Source organism: Candidatus Avedoeria danica, assembly GCA_016703025.1.
GTDB lineage: Bacteria > Chloroflexota > Anaerolineae > Epilineales > Epilineaceae > Avedoeria > Avedoeria danica.
The window spans coordinates 1,995,905-2,011,255 of record JADJCV010000004.1 but is presented as its reverse complement, the minus strand read 5'-3'; the positions used below and the strand labels follow the sequence as shown (position 1 = coordinate 2,011,255).

Annotated in this window: 7 protein-coding genes; 6 read left to right on the top strand and 1 reads right to left on the bottom strand. The window is 72.5% G+C overall.

All coding sequences use genetic code 11. From position 1 onward, the window contains the following. Positions 1-4: 4 nt before the first annotated feature. Positions 5-3,313 (bottom strand): O-antigen ligase family protein, encoded by a 3,309-nt coding sequence (locus tag IPG72_11235; protein MBK6769557.1) that lies wholly within the window; start codon positions 3,311-3,313, stop codon positions 5-7. Between IPG72_11235 and IPG72_11230 the strand changes: the two genes are divergently transcribed. The 6 genes from IPG72_11230 to IPG72_11205 all read left to right on the top strand — a co-directional run bounded on the left by IPG72_11230 (position 3,300) and on the right by IPG72_11205 (position 15,334). Beyond that, positions 3,300-3,476: a hypothetical protein gene (locus IPG72_11230; protein ID MBK6769556.1), complete on the top strand. Its 177-nt coding sequence runs from the start codon at positions 3,300-3,302 to the stop codon at positions 3,474-3,476. The genes IPG72_11235 and IPG72_11230 overlap by 14 nt on opposite strands. A gap of 212 nt (positions 3,477-3,688) precedes the next feature. Next, positions 3,689-5,209, top strand: a complete 1,521-nt coding sequence (locus tag IPG72_11225; GenBank protein MBK6769555.1) for a PD40 domain-containing protein — start codon at positions 3,689-3,691, stop codon at positions 5,207-5,209. Beyond that, positions 5,206-5,928 (top strand): cyclase family protein, encoded by a 723-nt coding sequence (locus IPG72_11220; protein MBK6769554.1) that lies wholly within the window; start codon positions 5,206-5,208, stop codon positions 5,926-5,928. The genes IPG72_11225 and IPG72_11220 overlap by 4 nt, the downstream gene beginning before the upstream one ends. 244 nt (positions 5,929-6,172) lie before the next feature. Further along, complete coding sequence (locus tag IPG72_11215) at positions 6,173-8,692, top strand: VWA domain-containing protein (protein ID MBK6769553.1); 2,520 nt, start codon at positions 6,173-6,175, stop codon at positions 8,690-8,692. Next, positions 8,689-11,946 (top strand): VWA domain-containing protein, encoded by a 3,258-nt coding sequence (locus IPG72_11210; GenBank protein ID MBK6769552.1) that lies wholly within the window; start codon positions 8,689-8,691, stop codon positions 11,944-11,946. The genes IPG72_11215 and IPG72_11210 overlap by 4 nt, the downstream gene beginning before the upstream one ends. A gap of 112 nt (positions 11,947-12,058) precedes the next feature. Further along, complete coding sequence (locus tag IPG72_11205) at positions 12,059-15,334, top strand: VWA domain-containing protein (GenBank protein MBK6769551.1); 3,276 nt, start codon at positions 12,059-12,061, stop codon at positions 15,332-15,334. Positions 15,335-15,351 lie beyond the last annotated feature (17 nt).

Genomic DNA, 15,351 nt, shown 5'->3' with positions numbered 1-15,351 from the left:
CCGGTCAGGGAGCTGCCGGCGCGGTCTCCGTCACGCCGCTGCTGTCGCCGAGACCTGCCCCTTCGCCGGCTGCACCGTCGGAACCGGCGCCGCCGGCGTCATCCCCCTCCATCGGGCAGCCGAGCGTGGCGGCGAGCTGTTGCAGGCCGCCGTCGGACGGGTTGGACGCCAGACCCTGTGTCGCGAACTCGCACGCGGCCGGGATGTTCCCGGCGTCGCGTTCGAGGATCGCCAGGTTGCGCAGCGTGTCGAGGTCGCCGGGGGCGAGCTCGAGCACCTTGAGGTTCGCTTCGCGCGCGCCGTCCGCGTCGCCCAGTTGGGCGCGGACGAGGGCGAGCCCGGACCACGCCGTCGGGTCGCCGCGTCCGTCGCGGCTTTCGAGGTAGGCCTCGTAGTCCTTCTGCGCCGCCTCGAAGTCGGGCCTGGCGGCCGCCTTGTCCGTGCGGACCTTGGCGGTGGCGCGCTCGACCGCGATCGTGGCGCGGAGGCGCAGCGGCGCCGTGTAGCTCGGATCGACAGCGATCGCGCGGTCGATCGTGGCCAGCGCCTTCTCGTCCTGACCGTCCAGGTAGTACGTCGTCGCCAGCTCGCGCAGCAGGCCGGCGTTCGTCGGCGTGAGCTTGATCGCCCCCGGGATGTCGGCGCCGTCGCCCTCGAACCACTTCACGCTCTCCGCCAGCCGCTGCGAGCGCAGGTCCGGCTTGAACGTGCGATCGCCCCAGATCTGATAGGCGCGGCCGAGGTTGGCGGAGTGGTCCGTGTTCAACGGCGACATCCTGTATGCCGTCAGCAGGACGTCCAGCGCCTCCTCGAACGCCTGGTCGCGACCCTGGGCGTCCAGGCCGATCTCGGGATCGGCGTACTCGTCGTCGCCGGGGCCGCGTCCCTCGAGCGCCATCTGGTTCGCGACGCGGTTCGCCTTGGCGTCCGCCCGCTCGAGGAGCGCCTTGCCCTTGAAGAGAAAGTAGTAGTCCTCGTGCGGCGCGAGGTCGATCGCCCGGTCGTAGATCGCGACGGCGGACTGGAAGCTCTGGTCGGCCTCGTCCCACTGGCCGCCGTTCACCTGGCCCGTGGCGCGCTCGTGCTCGCCCTGGAAAGCGTTCTTGTACCAGATGTCGGCCCGGACGACGTCGACGTTCGTGCGGAAGACGAGGATGAGCGCCGCGATGGCGGCCAGCGGATAGAGGTAGACCGGGCGATGGCGGTGCGTGGCGGCCTGGCGCTCGTCCTCGACGGGCAGCTCGCGGCTGAGGATCGCCGCCCAGGCGACGAGAAGGGCGAGCAGCATGCCGTAGTAGAGCAGGAGCAGCACGACGCTCGTGTTCATGCCCGGCGCGGCGGTGGCGGCGCTCCCGAGGACGCTCCGATGAACGAAGATGTAGCCGAGATAGACCGCCAGCGTCACGCCGATGAACGACCACATCCCGCGCCCTCCGGCGCCACGGAGCGTCGCCGCCTCGCTGCCGACGACGAGCCCGCCGAGGAGCCACGACAGCGAGAGGAGCCAGAGCAGGATCCAGATCTTGTCGCCGGCCGGCGCGCGAACGATGAAGTCGAAGGCCAGCGTGCAGAGCGTGACGAGGAGAAGCATCGCCGCCGCCAACCAGTCGTGCGCCGGGGAGGATGCCCCGCCGCCGCCGGTCGGCGCGCTGCCCGGCCGCCGCGCCCCACCCATCCGCCCGCGCCCTCGCTGGCCCGCGCGCAGCGCCGCGGCCACCGACGTGGCGCCGACCGGCGCGGGCTCGGCCAGGAGCGCCGGACGGGCATCCGCCATCGTGCCGACGACCGCCAGCAGGCCGAGGAACGTGAAGAACAACGTCCGCGTCGCGGCGATCGCGATCCCGAAGTGGATCTCGACGAAGTGCGCGACGATGCCGCCGAGGATGCCGATCAGAAGGAGCCGGCGCGTCGGATCGTCCGGCGGGGTCCAGCTGGTGAAGACGACGCGGTAGACCACGAACAGCCCGAGGCCGACGACCATCCCGAGCGGCAGCGCCACGCCGAACCATGCCACGCCCTCGAGCGCGACGAACGCGCCGGCCAGCGCCGCGCCGCCGCCGAACCACGCCAGGAGGAAGCGGTTGCGGTCCGCGGCGCCGGCGATGAGGCCGAGCGCACGGAGCGCGACATAAAACACGCTGGCGTACAGGAAGAGGTAGGCCAGCAGTCCCAGGGCGCCCGTCTGGACGAGGGTGTCCCAGGTCTCGTTGTGCGAGCGGTCGGGCGAGGCGTTGCGCGACTCGAGGCTGCCGAGCTCGGCCGGGTAGAACGGGTTGTAGACGATGTGCATCGTCTCGGGTCCGTGGCCGATGATCATCCGCGTCGGGTCGGACAGGAAGAGGTCCTTGGCGCCGCCCCAGATCAGGACGCGGACCTTGCCGGTGCCGCTCTCGGTCTGGAGGATCTGCCCGAGTCGGCCGATGTACGGCACGTCGCGCAGCGGGGCGAGCGGGCTGCCCGGCAGGTTGAAGACGATGAGGAACGCAGCGAGCACGGCGCCGACCGCCAGGAGCGCGCGCAGCGCGCGGCGGTGCGTGCCGAGGAGGAGGAGCAGCGTGAGCGCGAGGCCGGCCAAGAGCCCGAGGAACGGCCCGCGGCTCTGCGACAGGACGATCGCCAGGATCTGGACGACGGCCATCACGATGTAGCCGGCCAGCCGCAGCACCGCCGCCGTGCTCTCGTCCGCTTCGAGCCGGCGGTAGGCCTGCACCAGGCGGACCCAGGTGAGCGGGACGACCATGATCAGGTAGGCCGCGACGAAGATCGAGTTGCCCATCGTGCTCGCCACGCGGCGCGTGACGTTGCCGAGCCACGGCATCGGATCCTGCCCGAAGCGCTGGACGACGGCGTAGAGCGCGATCGGCAGGCTGGGCAGGATGATCGCCAGCACGAGCCGCTCGAGCTGCGCCCGGTCGCGCAGGAAGAGGACGATCGCCCCGAACAGCACGACGTACGCCGACCACGTGTACAGCCCCTGCAGTCGGTTGTACGAGCCCCACACGCTGAGCGCCGGCAGCCGCGAGAGCGCCGTCGAGAGCGCGATCGCGGCGGTCATCGCCACGACCGGGGCGACGAGGGGGGTCGCCAGCCAGGCGCGGATGCGCGCCAACGTCGGCATGGGCATGCCGGACTGCCCCCATACGACGAACGCCGCCGCCAGGATGAGCAGCGCCAGCGACCGCAGCAGCGTCAGCTTGTCCGGTTCGAACACGCGGCTCGACCAGACGTCGAAGAAGATCGGCACGACCATCACGGCCGCCAACCAGCCCGTCTCGACCAGCCGGGCGGCGAAGTTTCCGATGCGCGAACCCATGTCGAAGGGCCTTTCCGTCCGTCCAGAAATTTCAGGGTGCGATTATACGCCGGGGTGCGGATCGGCGTGCGTTGGCGCATCCGGCCACTGGATCGGCGGCCGGTGGATCGGCGGCCAGTGGATCGGCGGCCAGAAGATCAACGGCCAGTGGAGCAACGGCTGAAGCCGTCGCTGAGGGTGGCGCTGCGCGCCACCACGCGCCTGCCTTCGCAGGCGCAAAGAATGACCGACACTCCATCGGACTCCCTCGTCCTCGGACTTCGCCCCCACATTTCCAGGACATCGCACTTGGATGCGGGCGACCGCACCAAGCGCACCTCGCCGCGAAACCGTATCATTCGCTTCGCCCCGCCCTTCCCACCCCGTGAGGCCCTGATGCCCTCCCACCCATCGCCCCGCTCTTCCCCCCCCGTCCTGTGCGCCGCCGTTTGCGCCTTCGCTGCCTTCACCGTCGCCGCCCTCGCAGCCCTCAGCACTCCCACCGGTGCCGCGCCAGCCGCCCAATCACCCGCCGATGGGCTGGAGGTGCCCGATGCGATCGTCTTCGCCCACGACAACCCGATCGTCGACCTCTGGTCGATCCTCCCCGACGGCACCGGCCGCCGCTCGCTGACCGGCGGCGCCGGCGTGCCGTCCGAGCGGTTCACCGAACGCCTGCCCGACTGGTCCCCCGACGGTGCCCAGGTGGCGTTCGTCGCCTCGCGGTCCGACGGTCCCGTACGTGCCGACGAGGCGATCTGGGTCCTCGCCAACGACGCGGCCGGCGCGCCGATCCGGATCCCGCTCACATTCGGCCCGCACGACACGAACCCGGACTGGTCGCCGGACGGCACGCGGATCGCGTTCAGCAGCATCCTCGAGCGGGGCAATCCTGGCCAGATCTCGTCCATCAACATCATCGTGCCGGGCAGCGCGGAACAGCAGCTCCTCCTGACGCCGCTCGCCAGCCCGTACGCGATCATCCAACAGCCCCGCTGGTCGCCGGACGGGCGGCGGCTCGTGTTCGTCGTGCGGGTCGACAGGCCGCAGGCGCCGGCCGACCCGTCCCGTCCGAACGAGGGCGGCGAGCTCTACATCGTGAACGCCGACGGCAGCGGCGCGCGGCGGCTGCTGGCGCGGCCCGGCTGGGACGACCTCAACCCGTCGTGGTCGCCGGACGGCAGGTACATCGCCTTTGACAGCATCCATCTGCGGACCTCGGGCTTCAAGCCGTTGCCCGGCGAGGGCATCTGGCTCCTCGACCCTGCAACCGGCCAAACCGGCGTCCTCTGGCAGTCGAACGAGGACTTCGACTTCTACCGCCCGAAGTGGTCGCCCGACGGCCGCCAGCTGGTGGTCGAGGGGCCATGGCTGAACGACGTTTCGCGCCTCTTCGTCCTCGACGTCGCCGCCCCCACTCCCCGCGCCGCCCTCACGAACGGCCGCGAGCCCGACTGGGCCCGCCGCCCCCTCCTCCCGTCGCCCACCGCCATCTCCACATCCGACAGCCCGACACCCACCGAAGGCCCGTCACCCGCCACCTCGCCCACCCCATCCCCCTCCGTCGCGCCCGCGACGCCCACTCCCCCACCGATCCCCGGCCTCACCCCGTTCCCGACCCTGAATCCCTTCCCGACCCTCCCGCCCCTCGAACCGACCCTTCCGCCCAGCGCCCCGACATGGCCGCTCCCGACCGCGACACACACGCCAAGCCCGACGGCGACCACCCCGCCCAGCGCCACGCGCACGTCGCCCGCCACCGCGACGTCGAACGTGCCGACCGTATCGCCGCACGGGCGCGTGTTCCTGCCGATCGGGTTGTCGGCGTTCCCGTTGGGAGCGCCGGAGCCGACGCCAACGGCAGAAGCCTCCCCCGGCCGCTCCCGCATCCACCCCCACTCCCCCACATCGCGATGACCCGCCCCATCGACCTCACCCGCCGGATCACCCCCGACCTCCCGGTCTGGCCCGGCGACCTGCCGCCCGTCGTCACCCCCGTGGCGTCTCATGCCGCCGGCGACGGATACGCACTGTCGCACCTGTCCGCCACCCTCCACCTCGGCACGCACATCGACGCGCCGCGCCACTTCATCCCGGACGGCGCCACCGTCGACGCCGTCCCGCTCGCCGCGCTCATCGGCCCGGCCTTCGTCGTCGCCGTGCCGGACGACGTCGGGGCGATCGACGCGCCGTGGCTCGAGCGGCTGGCAGCCGCCGGCGGGCTGCCGGCCGGCACAACACGCGTACTTTTCCGCACCCGCAACTCCGCCCACCTCGTCGATGGGCGTGACGAAGGGCCGTTCCGGCGCGATTTCGTGGCCGTGACCGCCGGCGGCGCGCGGTTCCTCGTGGCGTTCGGCGTGCGCCTTGTCGGGATCGACGGCCCATCCATCGCCCCGTGGGACGATACGGACACACCGCACGTCGTCCTCCTCGGCGCCGGTGTCGTCGTCGTCGAGGGGCTGGCGATGGCCGAGGCGCCACCCGGGCACGGCGTGCTCGTCTGCCTGCCGTTGCGGATCGAAGGCGTCGAGGGCGCGCCGGCGCGGGCCGTCTGGTTCGCCGGTGGGGGCGACGGCGGCGCTCCAGTCGAGGCCGAGGCGACCGGTGCGGACGCTCGCCATCCCCCCGGCTGATCTCGCCCGCCGTCACGAGCCAGCGGGCGGCGGCGTTCCATCGGGCAGCCGCAGACGAACGTTCGGTGTTCTGTACACCCAGCTGCGGCGAGGGCCGATCGCAGGCGTCGGCGGCGTCAGGAAGGGGCACGGCGGTGTTGCGTCCGCCGCCCGACTGCCCAACCGGCGCAATGCGACGCAAGTGCGCGTCGGACACTTAATCTGTACGATTGGGCCGCCATCCATCCCACCAGCGAGCACTGCCGTGAACCGCTACCCGTTCGACGACATCATCGTTCGCCGTATGCAACATCCTCGCCCGATGCTCTTCCGCCTCGCGGACATCGGCCGCTTCGCGCGCCCCGGCCGCCTCGCCCGCGCCGCCGTCTCGCTCGGCGCCGTCGCCGCCGCGCTGGCCGTCTTCACGTCGCCCGCACCCGCCGCCCCGATCCCGGGCTATCGTCTGGCGGCCGAGTGGCCGGCCTCCGCGCACGGCCTCGCCGCGCCGGCCAACCTGGCCGCGGCGCCCGATGGCCGGATCTGGCTGCTCGACGGCCCGTCCGGCAAAGCCGTTGCCCTGCTGCCGGACGGAAGCCGTGCCGAGGAGCGCACCGTCCCGACGGATGCCCTCGACCTGGCCGTCGGTGACGACACCAGCCTCTACCTCGGCCGCTTCAACCCACTGCCCCGCGCCGGCCAGCCGATGTTCAGCGCCGGCCGACTCGATGCTGCCGGCACGGAAGTCTGGATGCGCCGCTGCGACTGCGCGACGGGCAGCGGCGTGGCAGCGTCGCCGGGCCGGATCTGGCTCACCGAACCCTCCAAGAAGGCCCTCCACTGGCTCGGCAACGTCGACGGCCGCGTGGAGGGTCAGCTGATCCCGCGCGCCGCGCAGGCCGGCTTCCCGGCCGACGTCACCGCCAGCCCGGACGGCACGCTGTTCGCCACGGATCTCATGGGCGGCAGCGTCTTCGCCTGGCCGCCGCCCTATCTGCCGAACGACTACCAGACGTGGTCGATGCTCGAGGCCAGCGGACCGTTCCGCATCGGCGCCGGGCTGCAGGCGGACGGTGAGGTCGTCGTCGCCGTCCTCTTCTCGGACGGCCTCGTGCGCGTCCATCGTCCGGACGGCACGCTGCTGGCGCGCTTCTTCGCCGCCGGCGACCCGGCCGACATCGCCGTCGGCCAGGGCGGCATCCTCTACGTCCTCGACGAGCACAGCCGCTCCGTCCGCGTGTACGAGCCCGGCACGCCGCCCGCGCCGACGCCCGTCCCGCCCGACCCGCCCCGCGCACGCGGCTCGTGCACCGTCACCGCCCAGCGGACCGTCGACCCGCCCGTCGTCACGCGGTGCTCGAACGCGGTCGTCACGCTCCGTCTGTCCGCCAGCTGTCCCCCGGACGCCGTCTCGGGCGCCGACGTCGCGATCATCATCGACACCAGCGCCTCGATGTATCAGGAGAAGCGGATGGAGAGCGCCAAGGCCGCCGCCCGGCGCTTCCTGTCCGGCCTCGACCTGCGCCACCACCGCGCCAGCGTCGTGACGTTCAGCGCCGCGGCGCGCGTCCGCCAGCCGCTGACGGACGACGCCAAGGCGCTCGACGACATCGTCGGCGCGCTCGAGCCCGACCAGGGCGAGAGCGGCACGAACATCGCCGACGCCCTCGCGGTCGGCATGCAGCACCTCACGACCGACGGCCGCCCCGGCGCGCTGCCCGTCGTCGTCCTCCTCACGGACGGCGCCCCCAACCGGCCGTACGTTCCGGAGCCCGTCACCGCCGCCCTCGCCCAGGCCGAGCGCGCCCGCGCCCGCCGGGCGTACGTCCTGACGATCGGCCTCGGCCGGACGATCGACTCGCTCCTCATGGAGAACATCGCCAGCTCCAAAGCGGACTTCTTCTACTCGCCGAACACCGTCGACCTCGACCGGATCTACGCCGTGATCCTGCGCGTCGTCCAGTCCATCGGCGTGACGGATCTCACGATCGAAGACGTCCCGGCGTCGCCCTTCGTCCGCTACGTACCCGGAACCAACAGCGAACCGCCCCTCCTTGTCGGCGACCGCCTGCAGTGGACCCGCCCGCTCCTGCCCGTCGACGGCCTGGCGTTGACGTGGACGCTCAAGGCGGACCTGCCCGGCAAGGCGCCGATCGGCCGCGCCCGTGTCCTCTACACGGATGCCGACGGCACGCGCCGCACGGCCGCCTTCCCCGAGCCCGTACTCGAATCGATCCGCGAGGTCGCCACCCCCGGCCCGACTTCGAACGCACCGACGCCCGCGCCCACCGCCGGCCCGCCGCCCACGGCCACGCTCCCCGCCGCACCGCCGGACGCCTCGTGCGCCCGCGGCCAGTCCTGGCGGCTCGCGATCGACGTGTTCCCGGACGCGGTCGGCTACGGCGGCTACGCTTGCCCCGGCTGCAACGGCATCTGGCAGGCCGGCGATCGCTGGGAGCACGATGCCTGGCAGCAGCCCGGCGCCGTCGTCGTCACGGACGCGGGCGGCACGACCCTTTGGGTGGGCGCGGTGAAGGCCGCCCCCGCATCGCCCGGCCAGGCGTACGTCGTCCTGTGCACGCCCCCGCCGTGGCACGTCCGCCTCGCGCAGATGCCCCTCGGCTACGTCAGCTGCCCGAACAGCCCGCCCGACCGCCTCGTCACGGGCGCCCAGGTCGGCGCCGACCGGTACGTCCGCGTCGGCTTCACGCTCTGGGCCGGCTGCGGCCGCCCGACACCCGCGGCCGCGCCGACCGAGCCAAGCCTGCCGTTGGAGCCGTGTCGATGAACGGAAAGCGATGCCTCCTGTGCGTGCTGACGGTGGCGACATCGCTCACCGCGTCGTCCGCCCCTCGCCCAGCCCTTGCGCAGTCCCCCCTCACGGAGGCCTGGCACGAGGTGGCGATGTGGCGCTCCGCCGTCCAGCCCGCCCGCCCCGGGCAATTCCGCCAACCCGAGGGCATCGACGTCGGGCCGGACGGCACGATCTACGTCGCCGACCGCGGCCAGGGCGTCGTCCACGTCCTCACGGCGGCCGGTGATCCGCGCGCCGTCTGGGGGGCGGGCCGGATCGGCGCGCCGCAGGACGTCGCCGCGACGAACGGCACGTTGTACGTCACCGAACCGGATCTCGACCAGATCCATCTGCTCGACGACGGCGGCGCCCTCAGGGCCACATGGAGCGTGCCCGGCACGCCGATGGGCATCGCCGAGTGGGGGGGCCGGCTGTACGTCTCGCTGGCGACGCCCCATGAGATCGTCGTCCTCGACACGGCCGGCATCATCGTCGACCGCTGGGGCGCGGACCGGCTCGGCGCGCCGCGCGGCGTCGCAGCCGGGGGCGACGAACGGATCTACGTGGCGGACGTCGCCACGGGCGGCGGCGGCATCGGCGGCTACACCGTCAAGGCGTTCGACCCGGACGGCACGTTGCTCGCCACGACGGCCTCGACGTTCCAGGGTGTCGCCCTGCCGCCGATCGACGTCGCGGTCGACCGCACGCAGTCGTCGGCGGAGCGGTACATCCTGACCGAGCTCGGCATCATCCGCTACCGCGGCGCGGAGGCTGCGCCGTCCGTCGAATTCCGCTCGCCCGGCGGGCGCGGGCTGGCCGTGGGGCCGGGCTCGGGCCTCGTGCAGGCGGTGCAGGACCATCGGCTCGGATTCACGGGCGTCCGCCACTTCCCGGATCGTCGCGACATCGAGCCGAAGCCGGACGCTTGGGGCGGTCCGTTCGCGGCGCTCGGCGAGCTGAGCCAGCCGCGCCGGATCAGCGGCAACGCCGACGGCGAGGTCTGGGTCGTCGACGCCTGGCCGCGCGTCCAGAACTTCTCGGCGGCCGGCGCGACGAAGGCCCAGTTCACGGCCAGCGCGCTGCAGGACGTCGCCGCCGGCCTCCGCGGCAGCGTGTACACCCTCGAAGGGCGCACGCTGACATTCCGCGACCGCGACGGCACCGCGCTCTGGCAGTGGCAGTCGCCCGCCACCGGGCCGGATGTCGCCGTCCCGTTCGGTTGGCTGACCGCCGCCGATGCCTACGGCAACGACGTCGCCGTGCTCGACACGGGCGACCAGCACGTTTGGATCCTCGACTTCTCGGGCAACCCGCGCAGCGACTTTGCGGTCAGCCCGCCGGACGGCTTCGTTTCGATCGGCGACATCGCGCTCGCCGCTGACCGCGTGTACGCCCTCAACCGCACCGCACGCCGGGTGGACATGTTGGCACGCGCGGACGGCCGCCTCATCGGCAGCTTCACCGTGCCCGGTCGCGCCCGCAGGATCGACGTCGGCCCGGACGGCGCCGTGTTCATCCTGATCGACGAGGGCTGGGTCTGGAAGCTGGCGCCCGACGGCACGCCGGGCGCGCTCTGGCAGGCCTCGGCCCCGCGCGGCGCGACGGACGTGAGCGCCGGCGCCGCCGACCGCGCTTTCGTGACGCTCGACGATGGCCGCGTCGGCGTGTACGGCCCGGAGATGGGCGGCAAGCCGGCCACGCCGCCGGACTTCAAGCCGCAGTGCCAGTTGGCGCGGGACAAGACCGCCGCGCCGTCGGACCTCATCCTCGGCGACATGACCGAGATCACGCTCTCGATCGACGGCGAGTGTCCGCTGCTGGACAACCCGGCCGACATCGTCCTCCTGGTGGACACGAGCGGCTCGATGAGCGGCACCAAGATGGGCGCCGCGCGGACCGCCGTCCTCGAGTTCGTCGGGCAGCTGGACTACGGCATCCACCAGGTGGGGCTGATCAGCTTCTCGACCGAGGTGAACCTCGTCCAACAGCTGACGGGCAACCCGCGCGCCCTGATCCGCGCGATCCCCGAGCTGGGCGACGACGCCGGCACGAACATGGCCCAGGCGATGCAGATGGCCGGCGAGGAGCTCGACGGCCCGCGCGCCCGGCGCGGCGCCCGACAGGTGATCGTCCTGTTGTCCGACGGCCGCCCGACGGACTCCGCAGGCGGCGTGCTCGGCCTGGCCGACCAGTTCCGCGCGATGGGCCGCGACGTCTATTCGATCGGTCTCGGCCTCGATGTCGACGGCGGTTTCATGCGGCTCGTGGCCACGGCCCCCAACTTCTACTTCGAGGCGCCGACGGAGTACGACCTCGTCGGGATCTACGACCGGATCTCGCGCCGCGTCGGCGCGTCGTCGCTGCTGCAGTCGACGGTCGTCACGGATGTCGTACCGGCCAACATGGCCTTCATCGGCGGGTCGGCCGCCCCGCCGGCCCGATGGGATTCCGCGACGCGCACGCTCAGCTGGACCGTCGGCCCGGCGTCGCCGGCCGGGCTGCGGCTGCGCTACAAGCTTCGCCCGCAGGCCGTCGGCCGCCACCCGACGAACGTCTCGGCCTCCGCGGACTACGTGGATGGCGTCGGCGTGCCGGGCAGCGTCGTGTTCCCGGTGCCCGAGGTCTCGGTCCGGGTTGCCGAGCGCTGGTTCGCTTTCCTGCCGGTGGCCTACAAGGAGCACTGCCCCGAGATCCGCCTCGACATCGCGCTCGTCATCGATACTTCGAACAGCATGCAGGAACCCGCGGGCGGTGGCACGGGCACCAAGCTCGACGCGGCCGTGTACGCCGCCAAGGTGTTCCTGTCCAACCTGAAGCTGCCGGGCGACCGCGTCGCCGTCGTTGCCTTCAACGGCGCGGCCACGACGGTCAGCGGGCCGAGCAGCGACATCGGCGTGCTGACACGCGCGCTCGACACGCTGCCGACGGGCGCCGGGACCCGCATCGACCTCGGCATCGAGGCCGCGGCCGCCGCGCTCGGCGATCGCGTGACGAACCGCCTGCAGGCGATCGTCCTCCTCACGGATGGCCAGCCGTCCGGCACGACGCCCGAGGCTGTCCGCGCCGCGGCAGCCGGCGCGCGGGCGAGCGGCATCCTGATCTACACGATCGGCCTCGGTCCCGACGCCGACCAGGCACTCCTCGCCGAGGTGGCCGGCGTTGCCGGGCGGGCGTTCAGGGCGCCCAACGAGGCCGTGCTGGCCGATATCTACCGCGCGATCGCGCGTGCGATCCCGTGCGGACGGTGATCGGGACGGATGGTCGGGCGGCCTGTCGGACCGGCGCCCGGTGTTCAAGGGTTACAGAAATGCGGGCGCCGACAGGCGTTCCGCACGAGCCATCATGGTGGAGAGGTGAGGCATGAAGCGCGCCGTCGCCGGGATCATCGGAATCGCCTTGGCGCTCGCCGCCGCCGGCGGGACGTCGGCCGCACCGGCCGCACAGGGTACATTGGGCGGGTATCAGCTCGTCGACACGTGGACGACGCGTGCAGCGACGGGCGTCATCGTCTTTCGGACACCAGGCGGCCTCGATGCCGCCTCCGACGACACCGTGTATGCCGTCGACCGCGCGGCGCGCAAGGTGTACCACCTGGACGCCGCCGGCCGGCAGATCACCAGCTTCGACGTCACCGCCGGCCAGGAGCCGATCGACGTTGCGGTCACCGCCAGCCGCGTGTACGTCATCAGCCGCACGAGCGGCGAGATCCGCACCCGGGCCGGGGCCATCGTCGGCACGTTCGCCCAGGTCGGCATGACCGGCATCGGGACGGGCTCGGACGGCCGGGTGTACATCTCACGGCTCGGCCCGGGTGCGTTCGGACCGCAGGCCGTCATCGACGTGCGCGATGCCGCCGGCACGCTGCTCGAGACGTGGTCCGACACCGGGATCACGATTCAGAAGGCGTGCGGGCTCGACGTCGGGGCCGATGGGCGCGTCTACATGGCGGCCGACAGCGGCGTCTACGTCTGGACGAACAAGAAGGTGAGCGCGCTCCTTCGCGTCCGCGCGGCCATCGAGGGACCGCTGTTGGCCGACGTCGACGTCGATGCGCAGGGTCGGATCTTCGGCACGATGATCGCCGCCGGCCAGGACTGCCTGAGCGTGCCGGGCAGCGACGGGGAACAGAAGCTCGTCAGCTGGGCCGCCGACGGCAAGTACGCCGGCGACGCCCGGCTCGGCGGCGGGATGTGGCTCTCGACGGGCCCGGCCGGCGGGCTGGTGGCGTCCGTCAGCTCCGGCAGCTACACCGGCATCCTCCGGCTGGCCGACCGCGGCGCGCTCGCCGGCGGGTTCCTGCCCTTCGGCACCCAGCCGACGTCGCTCGGCAAGCTTGTCCGCCCGTCGCGCCTGGCCGTCGACGACGGCGGCGCGGTGTTCATGGCCGACTTCCCAGCCGACCAGACGTCGGCCGCCGAAGGCCGGATCCAACGCTGGTCGTCGGCCGGCGCCCCGGAATCGCAATGGGACGCCGCCCTCGTCAGCGACGTCGCCGGCGGCTCCGACGTCGGCCCGTGCGCGCTGACGGACACGCGCCTCGCCTGCCTCGGCGCCGGCGCGGTCCCCAAGTGGTCGATCCCGCTGACGGCGGACATGGCCTTCACGGCGGTCGATGCCGCCGGGACGCAGACCGTCGGCGTCGACATCGGCCGGCAGCAGGTGTTCACGTTCGACAACGCCGGCGCCGTCGTGCGCCAGTGGCCGATCCCGTCGGCGCGAGGCTTCGGCGTCGTCAGCGACATCGCCATCGACGGTGCGTCGATCTACCTGGCCGACCGGACGGGCCGCGAGGTCGGGGTGTACAACGCCACGGGCGCGCGTCAGCGCGGCATCACGGTGCCCGGCGGCGCGGTGCGCGTCGCGGCGGCCGAAGGCTTCCTGTACGCGCTGTCGGGCGACGGCTGGGTTTGGAAGCACGATGCCGCCGGCACGCTCGTCGCCGCCTTCCAGCCGATCGCGCCCGTCCCGGGCGACCGGACGGTCCTGCCGGCCGACTTGGCGGCCGGCCCGGGCGGCCGGGTGTACGTCGCCGATCCGACGCACGACCGCATCCTCGTCTTCGCGCCGGGCGGCCCGCCGCCGACGAATCCGCCGCAGGCCGTCGACACGAAGTGCGCCGTGACGCTCGACAAGCGCGCCGCGCCGGCGGCAGCCAAGATCGGCGAAGAGGTGACGGTGGCGCTCTTGGCGCACGGCGACTGCCCGCAGGGCGACGGCCGGATCGACGTCGCGCTCGTCATCGACCGCTCGGGCTCGATGGCCGGGCCGGCGATCGTCGGCGCCAAGAACGGCGCGCTGGCGTTCCTGGGCGAGCTCGCGCCGGGTGCGGCGCAGATCGCGCTCGTCGGGTTCTCGACGGTCGCCGACGTCCTCCAGCCGCTGACCGGACAGTTCGCGGACATCGTGAAGGGCATCCGACAGCTCACGCCGGCCGGGCAGACGAGCATCCACCTCGGCCTCGGAGCCGGTCTGAGCGAGCTCGAGGGCGCCAGCGCCCGCGCCGGCGTGCCGAAGGTCATGGTCCTGATGACGGATGGGCGGCCGACGTACCGCACCGAGGCGCTGAACGTCGCCGAGCAGATCAAGGCCAAGGGGATCACGCTCTACACGATCGGCCTCGGCGCCGACATCGACACCGACCTGATGACGCGCATGGCGAGCTCGACGGACCGCTACTACGTCGCGAACTCGGAGCTCGACCTGGCGGCCGTCTACGCTGACATCGGTCGCCGCATCAGCGTTTCGCAGCTGTTCCGCACCGCCACCGTGACGGACGTCCTGCCGCCGGACATGCGCTACGAGGTCGGCTCGGCCGTGCCGCCGGCGGCGTGGGATGCGGCGGTGCGCACGCTCACGTGGCAGCTGACGGACGTGCCGATCTCCGGCATGCGCCTGACGTACACCGTCCGGCCGAGCCAGGTCGGCCTGCGGCCGACGAACGAGCGCGCGGACATCGGCTTCGTCGACGTCACCGGCGTGTCCGGCACGGGCACGTTCCCGGTCCCGGAGATCGAGGTCAGCCGCACGGACCGCTGGTTCCTGCCGTTGGCCTACAAGAGTGTCTGCCGGCCACAGCGGGCGGACATCGTCCTGGCGATCGACACGTCCACCAGCATGCTCGAGCCGAGCGGTCCGGGCAGTCGGCTGAACAAGATGCAGGTCAGCCTCGACGCGGTGCGCGCCTTCCTCAGCCAGATGGCGCTGCCCGAGGACCAAGCGGCCATCGTCACGTTCAACAGCACGGCCAAGATCGCACAACCGTTGACCGGCGCCCGCGGCGTGCTCGAGCTGGCGCTGAAGGCCGTCGTGAACGGCAGCGGTACACGGATCGACCTCGGCCTCAAGGAGTCCACCCGCGAGCTGCTCAGCAGCCGCCACAAGAAGTCGAATGTGCCGGTCATCGTCCTGCTGACGGACGGCCGGCCGACGCCGGGCACCGAGGCCGCCGTACTGCAGTCCGCCAAGGACGCGCGCAGCCTCGGCTTCACGGTCTACACGATCGGCCTCGGCACGGACTTCGATGCCGCCCTGCTGCGCACCGTCGCCGGCACGTCCGCGCGCACGTTCGCGGCCAGCGACGGCGCCGCATTGCGGTCGATCTACACGGCGATCGCGGGCAAGGCGTTGTGCCGGTGAGGGTCAGGGCGGATCGG